This window comes from Arthrobacter sp. D5-1, from assembly GCF_017357425.1.
Lineage (GTDB): Bacteria > Actinomycetota > Actinomycetes > Actinomycetales > Micrococcaceae > Arthrobacter.
Genome location: NZ_CP014571.1, coordinates 3,377,751 through 3,391,493, shown reverse-complemented (window position 1 = coordinate 3,391,493; position 13,743 = coordinate 3,377,751). Strand labels below are relative to the sequence as shown.

General features: G+C 60.1%; 15 protein-coding genes. 4 read left to right on the top strand and 11 right to left on the bottom strand.

From position 1 onward, the window contains the following. Positions 1 to 14: 14 nt before the first annotated feature. Complete coding sequence (locus tag AYX22_RS15580) at positions 15 to 905, top strand: tRNA pseudouridine synthase A (protein WP_207594224.1); 891 nt, start codon at positions 15 to 17, stop codon at positions 903 to 905. Positions 906 to 1,036: 131 nt separating this feature from the next. Here AYX22_RS15580 and AYX22_RS15575 read toward each other — a convergent pair whose 3' ends face one another. The 9 genes from AYX22_RS15575 to AYX22_RS15535 all read right to left on the bottom strand — a co-directional run bounded on the left by AYX22_RS15575 (position 1,037) and on the right by AYX22_RS15535 (position 9,031). Then, positions 1,037 to 1,915: a type II secretion system F family protein gene (locus AYX22_RS15575; RefSeq protein WP_207594223.1), complete on the bottom strand. Its 879-nt coding sequence runs from the start codon at positions 1,913 to 1,915 to the stop codon at positions 1,037 to 1,039. 10 nt (positions 1,916 to 1,925) lie between these two features. Next, entirely contained in the window at positions 1,926 to 2,867 is a 942-nt protein-coding gene (locus AYX22_RS15570; protein WP_207594222.1) for a type II secretion system F family protein, read from the bottom strand. Between the two features lie 2 nt (positions 2,868 to 2,869). Further along, entirely contained in the window at positions 2,870 to 4,189 is a 1,320-nt protein-coding gene (locus AYX22_RS15565) for a CpaF family protein (protein ID WP_242703643.1), read from the bottom strand. 131 nt (positions 4,190 to 4,320) lie between these two features. Continuing rightward, a complete protein-coding gene (locus tag AYX22_RS15560; RefSeq protein WP_172324899.1) occupies positions 4,321 to 5,520 on the bottom strand; it encodes an AAA family ATPase in 1,200 nt (399 codons plus the stop codon). Next, a complete protein-coding gene (locus tag AYX22_RS15555; protein WP_207594220.1) occupies positions 5,517 to 6,284 on the bottom strand; it encodes an RcpC/CpaB family pilus assembly protein in 768 nt (255 codons plus the stop codon). Before AYX22_RS15555 ends, AYX22_RS15560 begins: the two co-directional genes overlap by 4 nt. 50 nt (positions 6,285 to 6,334) lie before the next feature. Further along, positions 6,335 to 7,357: a Tad domain-containing protein gene (locus tag AYX22_RS15550; protein WP_207594219.1), complete on the bottom strand. Its 1,023-nt coding sequence runs from the start codon at positions 7,355 to 7,357 to the stop codon at positions 6,335 to 6,337. A 5-nt stretch (positions 7,358 to 7,362) separates the two neighbouring features. Further along, positions 7,363 to 7,770 carry a TadE family protein gene (locus tag AYX22_RS15545; RefSeq protein ID WP_207594218.1) on the bottom strand — a complete coding sequence of 136 codons (408 nt, stop codon included), beginning with the start codon at positions 7,768 to 7,770 and terminating at the stop codon, positions 7,363 to 7,365. 99 nt (positions 7,771 to 7,869) lie between these two features. Further along, positions 7,870 to 8,064, bottom strand: coding sequence for a Flp family type IVb pilin (locus AYX22_RS15540; RefSeq protein WP_242703354.1), 195 nt, complete (start codon positions 8,062 to 8,064; stop codon positions 7,870 to 7,872). Between the two features lie 322 nt (positions 8,065 to 8,386). Then, the gene (locus tag AYX22_RS15535; RefSeq protein ID WP_207594217.1) at positions 8,387 to 9,031 is read right to left on the bottom strand and encodes a prepilin peptidase; all 645 of its coding nucleotides are present in this window, start codon (positions 9,029 to 9,031) and stop codon (positions 8,387 to 8,389) included. A 287-nt stretch (positions 9,032 to 9,318) separates the two neighbouring features. Between AYX22_RS15535 and rplM the strand changes: the two genes are divergently transcribed. The 3 genes from rplM (at position 9,319) to glmM (ending at position 11,828) form a co-directional block, all read left to right on the top strand. Next, positions 9,319 to 9,762: a 50S ribosomal protein L13 gene (gene rplM, locus AYX22_RS15530; protein ID WP_011775554.1), complete on the top strand. Its 444-nt coding sequence runs from the start codon at positions 9,319 to 9,321 to the stop codon at positions 9,760 to 9,762. A gap of 39 nt (positions 9,763 to 9,801) precedes the next feature. Beyond that, positions 9,802 to 10,308 (top strand): 30S ribosomal protein S9, encoded by a 507-nt coding sequence (rpsI, locus tag AYX22_RS15525; protein ID WP_089595774.1) that lies wholly within the window; start codon positions 9,802 to 9,804, stop codon positions 10,306 to 10,308. Positions 10,309 to 10,463: 155 nt separating this feature from the next. Further along, entirely contained in the window at positions 10,464 to 11,828 is a 1,365-nt protein-coding gene (glmM, locus tag AYX22_RS15520; protein ID WP_207594216.1) for a phosphoglucosamine mutase, read from the top strand. 67 nt (positions 11,829 to 11,895) lie between these two features. On the opposite strand, the gene AYX22_RS15515 is transcribed toward glmM, so the two are convergent. After that, positions 11,896 to 12,699 carry a M15 family metallopeptidase gene (locus tag AYX22_RS15515; RefSeq protein ID WP_207597610.1) on the bottom strand — a complete coding sequence of 268 codons (804 nt, stop codon included), beginning with the start codon at positions 12,697 to 12,699 and terminating at the stop codon, positions 11,896 to 11,898. 67 nt (positions 12,700 to 12,766) lie between these two features. Beyond that, entirely contained in the window at positions 12,767 to 13,738 is a 972-nt protein-coding gene (coaA, locus tag AYX22_RS15510) for a type I pantothenate kinase (RefSeq protein ID WP_011775550.1), read from the bottom strand. Positions 13,739 to 13,743: the final 5 nt, after the last annotated feature.

The following is a 13,743-nucleotide window of genomic DNA, read 5'->3' as shown; positions in this document are numbered from 1 at the left end:
GTAGACTTAAGTCTATGAACGAACGAAAACCCGCTGCCCCCGTTTTGGGGGGCGGCGGGTTTTTGCGTGTAAGGCTTGATCTCTCTTACGACGGCGCACCCTTCAATGGATGGGCCCTGCAGCCCGGGCTTCGTACTGTCCAGGGCTCCGTGGAGGAAGCGCTGGCGCTCCTGCTGCAACGACCTGTCCGCGTGACGGTGGCCGGCAGGACTGACGCGGGAGTCCACGCACGCGGCCAGGTGGTTCACCTGGACCTGACCGAAGCCGAGTGGCTGTCACTGCCGCGTGGGCACGAACTCGATCCCGCCGTCGCGCTGTTGCGGCGCCTCCGCGGAGCTTTGAGCCGGATCCTCGGCGACCTCACCGGCGCTGTGGAAGTGCACGACGCCGGTCTGGCGCCTGAAGGCTTCGACGCCCGCTTTTCAGCGTTGTGGCGCAGGTACAGTTACCGCATTGCCGACGGTCCCGAACGGTGGGACCCCCTGCTGCGGGGAATCACGCTGTGGCACAAAGCGCCGTTGGATGTTTCGCTCATGAACTCCGGGGCCGTGGCGCTGCTGGGACTCCAGGATTTCCGCTCGTACTGCAAGCCGCGCGAAGGCGCCACCACCATCCGGGAACTCCAGAAGTTCTCCTTTACCCGCGACAGCGACGGTGTCATTGTGGCCACCGTTCAGGCCGACGCTTTCTGCCACAACATGGTGCGGTCCTTGGTGGGCTCTGCGCTTCGGGTGGGGGAGAAGTTGGAGGCTCCGGGCTGGCTGCACTCGCGCCTTCTGGAGAGGAAGCGCGATGCCAAATCCGTGCTCGCCGCACCGCATCCCTTGGTGCTGGAGGAAGTTTCTTATCCTTCGGATGCCGAGATGCTGGCCCGGGCTGAGCTGACGCGGGCGCGGCGGGCGTAGCGTCTTCTTGTTTGCTGCTTTCCCTGGGCGTTGGAGGACCCCCTCCCGGCTCTGGGTACCGGAAGGGGGCCGTTGTGGCACTCCGTGGTCTGGGATCCGCGAAGTGCCGGTCTATTTCCCGAGGATCAAGATCAGGAGAAGGCCTCGGCTATCTTGATTACTGCGGGACCCAGAAGGACTATGAACAACACTGGGAAGATTGAAAACAGCAGTGGGAAAAGCACCTTGACAGGCAACTTCATCGCTTTCTCTTCAGCGTTTTGACGTCGCTTGACTCTTGCCTGCTTGGCCTGGGCCCGGAGCACATTGGCTATGCCAATGCCGTACTTGTCGGCCTGGATGACGGCAAGGACAAAGCTGCGAACGTCGGAAACAGTAGAACGCTCTGCAAGTGCTTCGTAGGCTTCCTGCCGAGGACGTCCTACTTGGATATCTTGAAGCGTCCTCATCAGCTCATGCGCCAGCGGGCCGTCCCCATGCGCTGACGCGCGCTCCATGGCAGATTCGAAACCGAGTCCTGCCTCAACCGAGATCAGCATCTGGTCCAAGGTGTTGGGGAACTCTACTTGGATGGCCTCCTGACGTTTGAGTCCGGTGTTGTACACAAGAAGGTCGCAGATGAAATAGAGAAAGACTGTGAGGAAAATGCACAATCCGATGCTGAGCGGGCTGGGATTCGCAAGAATAAGCAGCACACCCGCGCCGGCTCCTGACACCGCGAGGATTGGCTTCAGTGCGATGAGTTTTGTCAGCGGCATGGATTTGGGGCGACCGGCCAAAGCGAGCCAGTGATCAAGCTTGGCTTCGTAGCTTCCAGGGGTCAGTTTCCGGGCGACTCCCAGAAGCAGGGGCGGACGTCGGACGTCGACTCCAGTTCCTTGCGCAAAGCCGGAACCCAAATTGCTTTGAATGGCTACGATGCCTTTCCGGTCGATCGATGCGAGGGACCAGGCGAAGTAGCCGACGGGAAGGATAATTGCTGCAATGATCAACCACGGGATAAGCGTCATGACAGTCCTCCTAGAACCTGATCTTTACAGTGCGGCTCATCCAGAAACCGCCGATGACGAAGAGGATTGCGCTGGCAACCAGCATGGCGATCCCCACAGGATGGGTGACGAAGACTGACATGTACTTGGGGTTCATCAAGGTCAGGAGTAGACCGACACCAACTGGCAAAGCCATGAGGATGTAAGCAGACATCTTTCCCTCGGCACTCAGTGCCTTGACGTGGGCCTTGATTTCACTGCGTTCCCGGATAGTTCCTGCAACTTGCTCCAGGACCTCCGCAAGGTCGCCACCCACTTCCCGGTTGATCTGAATGGCCTGTCCAATCCAGCGAAAGTCCTCGGAATCCATCCGGGTGGCACATTCTTCCAGGGCTTGTCGTGGATCCTTTCCGATCCTCACTTCATTGACAATTCGGGACAGTTCTTCGGAGGTGGGTGCCTCTGCTTCTTGGGCAGCCGCCTCAAGGGAGCGCATGATACTGTGGCCCACGCGGAGGCCGCCGATGAGCATCTGGATGGTATCCGTCAGTTGTGCATCGAACTTCGATCGGCGCTTGTCTGTCTTGACTACCAATACGAGTTTTGCCACGAACGGAGTAGACAGCGCCATCAGGATTCCGATGATCACCGAGACGAGCAGCGATCCGAGGACACCTACTGCGATCGTTGCGATGGCCACCATAACCGTAAAGTCAGCTGGTGCCTGCTTCACGCCTGCTTGGTAGAGGACCTCCCGGTTGAAGGGGCCGCCCGAGCGACCAATTGCCGTGTCGACAAAGTGGACGGCGGATTGCGAGACTTTTCCGACTGCAGAGTCATCGGTTGAGGCACCAAGCCTGCGGCGTTCAAGGGGAATGGCTCCATTTTTCGGTTTCAAGACAATCAAGACCAAGACCGCAATAGCGGCAAAACACAGCCCTATGGCGACCACGAAGAGCACGGGGGAGTCCATGGTTACCGCCTTCCCAGGGGTGCAGGAGCTACGCCGAAAACTGATGGGGGAACTGCAATTCCCAACTCAGTGAAGCGGTCGAGGAATCGTGGTCGGATGCCGGTCGGAAGAGCGCGACCCAGAAAACGGCCTTGAGCATCAATTCCTGCAGAGTAGTCGAACAGAAAAGCATCCTGCAGGGTCACGACGTCGCCCTCCATGCCTTGCACCTCGGTAACATGCGTGACACGACGTGTTCCGTCGCGCAGCCGGGTGATTTGGACGATCAGATCCACAGCAGAGGAAACCTGCTCGCGAATGGCCCTGAGAGGTAGGTCCATACCAGCCATCAGCACCAGGGTCTCCAGACGAGCGATCGCATCGCGGGGAGAATTGGCGTGCACCGTGGAAAGCGACCCGTCATGGCCGGTATTCATGGCCTGCAACATGTCCAATGACTCACCCCCGCGCACCTCACCTACGATGATCCGGTCAGGCCTCATGCGGAGTGAGTTTCGAACGAGATCGCGGATGGTGATGGCACCCTTGCCCTCGATATTGGGGGGACGGCTTTCCAAGCGCACCACGTGGTCTTGCTGTAGTTGAAGTTCTACCGCATCTTCAATGGTGACGATGCGGTCAGAGGCGGGGATGAACGAGGACAAAACGTTGAGGAGGGTCGTTTTGCCTGTGCCGGTTCCGCCGGACACAATGACGTTGAGCCGGGCCCGAACACAGGCGCTCAGTAACTCCGCCATTTCCTGGCTCATGGACCCCCACTCGATCAGGTTCGCCACAGTGAGAGGAACATGGCTGAATTTCCTAATGGTCAGCGAGGGGCCGTTGACTGCCAGGGGAGGAATAATGGCATTGACACGGGATCCGTCTTCCAGCCGGGCATCCACCAAGGGAGATGATTCATCGATGCGGCGTCCCACCTTGGAAACGATCCGTTCAATGACTTTCCTCAGGTGATCATCCGAACTGAACTGCAGTTCGGTCAGGGCAAGATGACCGTGACGCTCCACATAAATCTGATCAAAGCGATTCACCATGACTTCAGTGACTGAGGGGTCCTCCAGCAGGCGTTGGAGCGGCCCATAACCCATCACTTCGTCCGAAATCTCACGGATCAACCTACGGCGTTCCTCGGGAGACAGCGGGACTTGTTCATCATCAATGACCGCTGACAGTTCCTCCACTGCGAAAGACCGGAGGTCCTCTTCGGAGGAAGACGTATCCCCGATCCTTGACCCCATTCGAGTAAAAAGTGCCGAAGCAGCGCGTTGCTTCAGCCCCGAAAGCGCGTCGACAACGGGAACTGAGGGAGCGCCGCCCAGCATCGGAACGGAGGGCCCTGGCACTGCAGGACCCGATGCAGCCTCATGATTACCCGCCACCGCTTGTCCGGACGATGCGTCGATGGTCTCGTTGACAGCAAAAGGATTGTTCTTCGAAAGCCGCTCCGAGAGTTTCATGACACCACCACCCTCCGGTGCAGTTTGTTCTGAGGTGTGGATTCCAGGCGCGGGTCAAAACGCTGAACCAGCTTCCGTAGTCCCTTGATGGCCGCGTCCCTGGCAGTCCCTTGAAGTACAGGAATTCCCCGGTTCGTGGAATAGGGGAGCGTGCGGGACCTAGGAATCACCGTGTCAATGGGAACCCCGATGGTAGCTTCGACATCCTGAACGGAAAGACCGCTCTTCCGGTCCGCGAAATTCAAGACGGTATGCCGGCCTTGTGGCAATAGCTGAAGTTCCTTCAGAACGCTGAAGCACTTTCTCAGACCCCTTATGCTGGGCACGTCCATCCCACACACCCATACTCCGTCGGTGGCCAACTCCAGGGTGGCGAGGCAATGCTCGCCAAGGCCTGGTGCAGTGTCCACCACGACGTACTTGAACTCGGTGGCAAGCTGGTTGATGAGCCGGGTTACATGTTCGGCGGTGATGTAGTCCGAATCGGACGGCTTTTGCGGGGCGCAGAGGGCATAGATTCCAGCCGGGTGGACTGTTAGGAATGCTTTGAGCACCATGGAGTCCTGGGCTGCAGCCCCGTGGACTGCCTCGGTGATTGAATGCTCCGGTTCCAACAGCAGACCCGAGGCGACGTCGCCGAACTGCAAATCGAGATCTACGATCACTACGCTCATCGGCGCGAGTGTTCCCAACCCAATTGCGAGATTGGTGGCCACCGTCGTCTTTCCGACGCCACCTTTCGGTGACATGACGGCAATGACCCTTCCTCGTTCCTGTCCGGATTCGGCAGCAGGCTGCATCCCTCGTCTCCGGCTCGCGGATGCCAAGCAAGCGCGCTCCAGGAGGACGCGGAGTTCATTGACCTCAGCTTCCGGCGCAACCACGTCCCTGACCCCGGCGTGCATGGCCTTAAGCACAATGTCGGCACTGGGTTCGGCCACCATCAGGAGGCTGATCTCCGGGTATTGGAGGTCGATCACTGTGGCCAGCTTGAAAGCATCGTCAGGGTTGACGCCTGGGCCAAGGATCATGACTTCAGGAGGAGCACCTGTGAGCTGCTTGAAGATCTCGTCGGTGCCGGATTGGAGGACCGTCGGAGACAGCGTTTGCAGCTCTCCGTGCAGTGCGCCACTGATGGCTTGCCGTACGCGTCCTTCAAAATCACGGACGGCGGTGATGGCTACGAAGCGGCTCATTGGACCAGCCCTCCAAAGGTGGTGGTGGGAGGATCGCTCTTGACAGTCTTGTCAGTCTGCTTGGAGAGCCATAGGGTGCCAAATTCGGCGCCAAACACCATCTTTGTGGCGTCGGCATCGCTGAGGGCGACAGTGACGTAGGCGGAGCCGTTGGGAAGTGCCACACCCTTGTCGGTTCCTGCTGATTTCTCTGCATCAGGTGCCGCTTGCTGGACGGCAGTGACCAAAACGTCGTGATAAAGCAGTTCTGTGAAATCTTTCCAACCGGTCAAGCCAGCAGGAAGGTTTGCTCCTGCAGGAACAGCTTCATCCAATTTGAAAGAGGCAAACACGGTGACGGCGTCGCCAGCCTCAATCCGGCCACCCAGGATTCGTTCGGGTGCAAGAACAAACGTTGCTTCCTGCAAGCCCTCGGGGACTGGTACTGTGCCTGGCGCGAGCTCTTTGGGATCCACCAGTTTGACGCCCAGTAGTTGTTCCCCGGGCTGTAGGTCCGCGGAGGTTACTTTGCCCTTCTGATCATTGAGGGCGCTGATGGTGCCGGGTGCGACTGCCGACTGCGGCAAGGTCTCGGTCTTGACCTTGGCCTGCAGTTCCTCTGCCTTGGTGCCGGCAGGGATGCGTTCTTTAACTACAAGTACGGTGACGGGATCAAGCCCTTGCTGCGCTCGCTTGTCGGCTCCCTGTACATAGGTAACCAGCAAAACGGTGCCTATGACTGCCAAAAGCAGTGCTGCAATGCCTCCCAGTAGGCGTGTTTTCACTTCTACTCCTCTGATTCTTTCGGATTCCAGAACAGCGGCATTTCAACCGGCTATTCAGTGAGCGTGACAACAGAGGCCCCGTAATTCGGGGTTCCCTCGGTAGCCTGCATGCCCTCTTCGAGCGAGACGAAGCGGGAGAAATACCCTTGGAGTCCTCGGCAATTTCCGTTGCAGCTTGGAGCAAGGGGATCGACAACGGCCCCAGAGCCGCTGAACTTGTAACCGGTCACCTGGAATGCCGCGAACCCGATCAAGGTGTACTTCGCATTGCTTCCATTGCCGGTTGCTGTGTTGAAAAGGGGGATGAGGGCGGGCTCATCCATGATGTTGGACAAGGCTGCATTGCAGCCTGCCGCATTCGGGAAATGGTTTCCTGTTTGACCATTGACTGTCATATCAAGATCGATGTCTGTGGAACATCCGGAAGTGGTCACCAACCAACCAAAGCCGCCGGGCTGGTACCCATTTTGGGCCGCGCACCCCGGCACGGTCGGAGTGTTCTCGTCATAGCGGAGGAGGATATGAGTAGGCACAGGATCGCCGGTGAAAGTGCCGGTGGAATTCAGCGATGCCAGTTGCGTTGGTGAGAGGTATTTCTTGAAAACACACTCGCTGACCGTCCACGGAAGAGTACTCGCAGAGGATGGAGCGCCCCAGGATGCTTCGGCTGCGGCATCAACATTTGCGGTGTTGAAGCCCATGGCCCGTGCGAAGAACAACGAGAAGCTGTTTTCCCCCGCTGTGTCGCGGGCGTTGGTGACCACCCGCACGGTGGCCGCGGCTGGAAAAGTTACGACAGCACCGCTGGTGTTGTCGTTGGAGTTGTCGTTGGCGAACTGGTTTCCCGTAGATGTGCTGCTTCCACAGCTGCCGCCGGCGCAGTCAGTGGCGATGGCCAGGGCGGCAGCGTCAGCCCCGTTCTGGAGCTGTGCCTTCTCCGCATAGAGGGCTCCGACGTCGACGGCCAGAGCGGCAAAGCCAAGCAGGACCACCATCATGCCGGCGACCATTATTGTGGCTGCGCCACGCTCCGAATCTTCCGCTGCTGTTATTGCCCGGATCCGGCGACTCATTCCTGCTAACCACCGCATCTCATCACCCCTACCCCTGTCATGTTGAGCGGAAAGATACCTGGAGCGCCAAAGAAACCTGAGTCGAGGAATCCCGACATGGAGGGCAACGAGACACTGGTAGTCACCGTGACAGTGGAGCCAGGAGCGCAGCTTGATGCGTTGTCGCTGACCGACACGCCCAGACCATCGAGCGAAGGTGCGGATGAGAGCGCCGTTCCAGCTACGTCCACTGCGCCGTCCTGGTAATGAACTGCTGCGAAGCGGGCACCTTCACGGGCTGCTTGCGTTAGTGAAACCTGGACGTTCAATGCCCGACCGAACTCGATGACCCCGATCAAGATCAGCAGTAGGAGCGGCAAGATGATTGCCATTTCCACGGCTACTGCGCCGCGTTCTTTCTCTTTCGTTTTCACGAGCGTCTCCCAGGCCCAGAATCGCGGAAGCAAATGTGGCGTTAAAGAGGAGGATTGACTGCGCCGGCGACTGGATCGCCAGCGCAGCCAAAGCTCAACCTAGAGTTGGCCGGCAACGCCGATGAAGAGATCGCGGATGGCGGGGCCCAAAATCAGAAGGCCGGCGATCACGACAATTGCGATCAAGGAGACCATGAGGCCGTATTCAACCATCGTCGCTCCCTTCTCCTCCTTGGTGAAGCGGGTCTTGACGCCGGCGATGTACGAAGTAATGGAAAGCATGAGTGCAGACATTGGAATTTCCTTCCCAGAAAAAATATTTACGAATTGGGTTATAGGTCCAGCAAATTATCGGAATTTGCTTCGACTTCCGAACTACCCCCATGTTGCCTTTAGCGGTTCGGAATTCGATGAGATAAGAATTCACCCTGGGAAGCAGTCGCGACAATGCGTAGCCGTACTCGACTTGGGGGAGGTGGCTCTACTCGCCGGCACGTACTGAGGGTAGGAAGTACTCAGTTTTGGAAGGAAAAGGCGCCGAAACTACTTGGTTTCGAAAGCTGCCTTATCAATTTGGGCGCCTGTGAAGGGGGAGGTAAGTGCGTACTAAGCCGCTTCAGTTCATGACCAGGGCAACGCCAAGGGCGGCGATGACCATTGCCGGGCCATGGGCTGATTCTGTGGGTTTTTCCGCGCGTCGCAGGCGCAACATCAGTACCGTGAGCACCCCGCCCACCACGAATCCCAGTAGTCCCCCGAAGAGTACTTGCTGCCAATCCAAGTACCCCAAGTACAGCCCCAGGGGTGCTGCGAGCTTCACATCGCCCATTCCGATGCTTCCCGGCGAAAGAAGTCCAAGAATTAAGTAGCCACTGAACAGAATGGCTGCGCCGGCGAGGGCCCGGAACAGCTCCGGCCATCCCGGGGCAAGGGCTGCGGATGCCGTCAGGAGCAGCAGCCCACCTCCGAGGAGGATCACGACGAGGGCGTTGGGCAGCAAATGGAGGGCAAAGTCGATGCGTGACAGTTGCACTCCAAGTAATGCCAGGAAAAGAAATGCCGGCAATTCCCATGAAGCGTCAAACCGCCACGCGAGCAAGCCAAACAGCAGCGAGGTGACAGCCGCCGTCGTGATCCGGACCCTCGGGGAAGGGGGTCCGCCGAGCCGAGGCAGCCGCACTGAGATGAGCCACTCTGCAGCAGGGCTCAGGAGGAGGCCCGCGAGGGCGATAATGAGTGGAAAGGCGGGCCCGTCGGTCATGTGCTCTCCCTCAATCAGTGCCCAAGCCCCAAGGGCGATTACCCCATTTTGACCCGGGCGGCCCGTTGAAGGTATTGTTTAGAGTCGTTGTGCGTGTCCTATCTCGATGACACATGCCTTACGGGGGATCCAGTTGCAGGATCGCCAACTCCTGAGGCATTTCGAGATTCTGGGATGACTGGTACATAGAGCCCTCACCTCTGCTCCGGTAGCGCATACATAGTAGGTACACGCCTTATTGCGTGTCGCCTAAAACATGAACGCCAGAACAAGAACGAGGCAAAACCGTGCGTACGTACACCCCGAAGCCCGGCGATATCAACCGCCAGTGGCACGTCATTGACGCCACCGACGTTGTCCTTGGTCGTCTTGCCAGCCAGACCGCAACACTGCTGCGCGGAAAGCACAAGCCGACCTTTGCGTCCCACATGGACATGGGCGACTTCGTCATCATCATCAACGCTGAAAAGGTTGCCCTCACCGGCGCCAAGCTGGAGCAGAAGCGCGCATACCGCCACTCCGGTTACCCGGGCGGCCTGACCTCCGTCAACTACGCCGAGCTGTTGGAATCCAACCCGGTTCGCGCTGTTGAGAAGGCCATCAAGGGCATGCTCCCCAAGAACTCCCTCGCCGCTCAGCAGCTGGGCAAGCTCAAGGTCTACGCAGGCCCCGAGCACCCCCACGCCGCTCAGCAGCCGAAGACTTTCGAAATCACCCAGGTCGCCCAGTAGTCCTGGCCACCAACTAAACTTTTTATTACAAGGAGAACCGTGGCTCAGAACGAAGAACTGACCGCCGAAGCCGTCGAGGCTGAGGAAACCCTCACCAGCTACACCTCTGAAAGCACATCTGGTGAAGATGCGCCCAAGAAGGAACGCCCGGCACTGACCGTTGCCGGCGCAGCTGTTGGCCGCCGCAAGGAAGCCGTTGCGCGCGTTCGCGTTGTACCGGGTTCCGGCAAGTGGACCATTAACGGCCGCACGCTGGACAACTACTTCCCGAACAAGCTGCACCAGCAGGATGTCAACGAGCCCTTCAAGATCCTTGATCTCGAAGGCGCTTACGACGTCATCGCCCGTATCCACGGCGGTGGCATCTCCGGCCAGGCCGGTGCACTGCGTCTCGGTGTTGCTCGCTCGCTGAACGAGATCGACGTCGACAACAACCGCGCCACCCTCAAGAAGGCCGGTTACCTGCGCCGTGACGCCCGCGTCATCGAGCGTAAGAAGGCTGGTCTCAAGAAGGCACGCAAGGCTCAGCAGTACTCCAAGCGTTAATTCGCTTCGCCCCTGCATTGGGGCATCGAAAGCCCGTTCCGCCACTTCGGCGGGGCGGGCTTTCGCCGTTAAACACGGGCGTCGCACGGCGCGCATGTGACGCTCCGACACGCTCCTGAACTGATGGTGTCCCGGCGTCGTCTAAACTTGAGCCGATGTCTAGATTATTTGGAACAGATGGCGTGCGCGGTCTCGCGAACGGATTGCTCACCGCCGAGCTGGCTATGCAGCTTGCCCAGGCCGCCGCCGTCGTACTCGGCCATGACCGCACAACCAACGGCAAGCGGCCGCGCGCCGTCGTCGCCAGGGACCCCAGAGCGAGTGGCGAGTTCCTCGCCGCCGCCGTGGAAGCAGGGCTTTCCAGCTCCGGAATCGACGTCTATGACGCCGGTGTTCTTCCCACCCCGGCGGCCGCTTACCTGGTGGCAGATCTCGACGCCGATTTCGGCGTGATGCTGTCGGCCTCCCACAACCCCGCGCCGGACAACGGCATCAAGTTCTTTGCCCGCGGCGGCCAGAAGCTCCCGGACCACGTCGAAGACGCCATCGAGGCACAGCTCGGCAAAGAGCCGCAGCGCCCGGTGGGAGCCGACGTCGGACGCATCCAGCGTTTCTCCGACGCTGAGGACCGATACATCGTGCACCTGCTGGGAACGCTTCCCAAGCGCCTTGACGGCCTGAAGGTGGTCCTTGATTGCGCCCACGGTGCTGCGAGCGGTTGTTCACCCCAGGTGTTCAAGGACGCCGGCGCGGACGTCGTAGTGATCGGCGCTGAGCCGGACGGCCTGAACATCAATGAGGGCGTAGGCTCCACCCATCTGGGCCCGTTGAAGGAAGCAGTTCTCCAGCATGGCGCCGACCTTGGCGTAGCCCATGACGGCGACGCCGACCGTTGCCTCGCCGTGGACCACGAGGGCAATGAAGTGGATGGCGACCAGATCATGGCCATCCTTGCACTGGCCCTCAACGAGGCTGGAAAGCTCAAGGACAGCATCCTCGTGGCCACCGTCATGAGCAACCTCGGCCTCAGGATCGCGCTCAAGAGTGCCGGTATCACCATCCGCGAAACCGGCGTCGGCGACCGTTACGTCCTCGAAGAAATGCGTAACGGCGGCTACAACCTGGGCGGCGAACAGTCCGGCCACGTGATCTTCTCCGATTACGCCACCACAGGTGACGGTGTTCTGACCGGCCTGCAGCTTGCAGCGCAGGTTGCACTGACAGGCCGCAGCCTCAAGGAACTCTCCACCGCTATGACCAAGCTCCCGCAGCTGATGATCAACGTCAAGGGCGTGGACAAGGCCCGCGCCGGTACCGACGAAGGTGTGGCGGCCGCTGTTGCTGCAGCCGAACTCGAACTGGGCGAAACCGGCCGCGTGCTGCTCCGCCCGTCGGGCACTGAAGCTCTGGTCCGTGTCATGGTGGAAGCCGCTGACATGGAAACGGCTGAGCGAATCTGCAACAGCCTTGCTGCAGTAGTTAAGGAACGCCTCGGCGCTTCCAGCGAGATGGCTGTCTAAAGAAGCCAGAACGAGCTTCGGCCCGCACCCCTGCCTGGCAGGGGAGCGGGCCGAAGCCATTTAAGGGCTAAAGGTAATCCGGGGCCGCTTCGAGGCCGAAATACTCTTCGAGCGTCACGATGCCCCGCGTGACCATGTCAGTTGCTGCCTCCACCCCGATGTAACGCAGGTGCCACGACTCGTAAAAGTACCCGGTGATGTCGTGGAACATCCATGGGTAGCGGACCACGAAACCGAACTTATGGGCGTTGGCCTTCGACCACACCGCTGCCGGTTGCTCAGCGAAACACGGCTGGAAGCTGCAGGCCCCACCACCGTCGGCAATGTCGAAGGACCAACCTGTTTGGTGTTCGGAGTGTCCCGGGCGGGCCGAGGCGCGGTCGGCTGCGGCTTGGCCCGTGCTGGCGACATAGCCGCCGTACGTGGCCACTTGGGTTGAGTAGGAGCGGTAGCCCGATGCCAACGCCATAACGACGCCTTCCGTCGCAGCAGCACCGAACATCTTTTCTGCGGCAGCCGCCGTCGTGCTGTTCAGCAGGGCGGCTTCGCCGCTGACGGCGAGGCGGATGTTCGGCTGTACCAGATCGGTTGGGACGAAGTCCTGGGGGTTGAGGGGGCGGTGTTTGTTGACGATGACCCAGGGGCTGGCGGGGTCCGACAGCGAATGCTGCGATGTAACTGCGCTGGAGGGCGCGGCACTGGAAGGCGTGGCGCTGGGCGACGGCGCGGCCGTCTCAGGCGCGATCGTTGCCGGATCCATGGCGGGGGAGCTGGAAGGGGCCGTAGAAGGCGCAGCAGCCCCACTGGCGGCGGTTGCGGCGGCGGGGGAGGGGGCGGCAGCTTCCGGCGTGCACGCGGACAACGCTGCCATCCCAGCGCCAGCGGCGATCAAGCCTGCAAAAGCGCGCCGGCTGGGCAGCGGCTGGGGATCGGCCACCTTAGACCTTCCTCAGCAGCATGCGGCGGATGGAGTGGTCGGCGTCCTTGGTGAGAACCAGCTGGGCGCGCCCACGGGTGGGCAGCACGTTTTCTTCAAGGTTGGGTTCGTTGATGCGCTTCCAAATGCCGCGGGCGGTGGATTCGGCGTCGTCGTCGGACAGCGTGGCGTAGCGGTGGAAGTAGGATTCCGGCTGCGCAAAGGCGGTGGTGCGCAGTTTGCGGAAACGGTCCACGTACCATTCCTCGATGTAGGAGGTTTTGGCGTCCACGTAGATGGAGAAATCGAAGAAGTCGCTGACGGCCAGTCCTTGTTTTCCGTCCATCCGGGGGCGCGCGGGGGCGAGGACGTTGAGCCCTTCCACGATCAGGACGTCGGGACGCCGGACCACCACTTCCTTGCCCGGCACGATGTCGTACGTTACGTGGGAATACCAGGGTGCGCGGACTTCCTCGGCGCCGCCTTTGACTTCCGACACAAAGCGGAGGAGCCCCCGCCGGTCATAGGACTCGGGAAAACCCTTGCGTTCAAGAAGGTGCCGGCGCTTCAGCTCGGCCAAGGGATAGAGGAAGCCATCCGTGGTGATGAGTTCCACGTTGGGGGTACCGGGCCATCGCCGGAGCATTTCCCGGAGCACGCGGGCGATGGTGGACTTGCCAACCGCCACAGAACCGGCGACGCCAATCACGAACGGAGTGCGCTGGGTCTGTTCGCCCAGGAACGTGGTTGTTGCAGCGTGAAGCTGGTGGGAAGCCTCTACATACAGGTGCAGAAGCCGCGAAAGTGGGAGGTAAACCTCCCTGACTTCCTTCATGTCAAGGGGGTCGCCGAGGCCGCGGAGACGGAAGATGTCCTCTTCGTTGAGGGGCTGCTCCATCTGCGCTGCAAGCCTGGACCACGTTTGACGGTCCAGCTCTACAAACGGGGAAGCGCCGTCGCCATTAGCTTCGGTGCGTTGCAAAGTCACGCTCATGATTC

Bases quoted from the DNA above. Each gene is read 5' to 3' on its own strand.
- AYX22_RS15580 (WP_207594224.1), top strand. From the start codon at position 15: ATGAACGAACGAAAACCCGCTGCCCCCGTTTTGGGGGGCGGCGGGTTT.
- AYX22_RS15575 (WP_207594223.1), bottom strand. From the start codon at position 1,915: ATGACGCTTATCCCGTGGTTGATCATTGCAGCAATTATCCTTCCCGTC.
- AYX22_RS15570 (WP_207594222.1), bottom strand. From the start codon at position 2,867: ATGGACTCCCCCGTGCTCTTCGTGGTCGCCATAGGGCTGTGTTTTGCC.
- AYX22_RS15565 (WP_242703643.1), bottom strand. From the start codon at position 4,189: ATGCTGGGCGGCGCTCCCTCAGTTCCCGTTGTCGACGCGCTTTCGGGG.
- AYX22_RS15560 (WP_172324899.1), bottom strand. From the start codon at position 5,520: ATGAGCCGCTTCGTAGCCATCACCGCCGTCCGTGATTTTGAAGGACGC.
- AYX22_RS15550 (WP_207594219.1), bottom strand. From the start codon at position 7,357: ATGAGTCGCCGGATCCGGGCAATAACAGCAGCGGAAGATTCGGAGCGT.
- AYX22_RS15540 (WP_242703354.1), bottom strand. From the start codon at position 8,064: ATGTCTGCACTCATGCTTTCCATTACTTCGTACATCGCCGGCGTCAAG.
- AYX22_RS15535 (WP_207594217.1), bottom strand. From the start codon at position 9,031: ATGACCGACGGGCCCGCCTTTCCACTCATTATCGCCCTCGCGGGCCTC.
- glmM (WP_207594216.1), top strand. From the start codon at position 10,464: ATGTCTAGATTATTTGGAACAGATGGCGTGCGCGGTCTCGCGAACGGA.
- AYX22_RS15515 (WP_207597610.1), bottom strand. From the start codon at position 12,699: ATGGCAGCGTTGTCCGCGTGCACGCCGGAAGCTGCCGCCCCCTCCCCC.
- coaA (WP_011775550.1), bottom strand. From the start codon at position 13,738: ATGAGCGTGACTTTGCAACGCACCGAAGCTAATGGCGACGGCGCTTCC.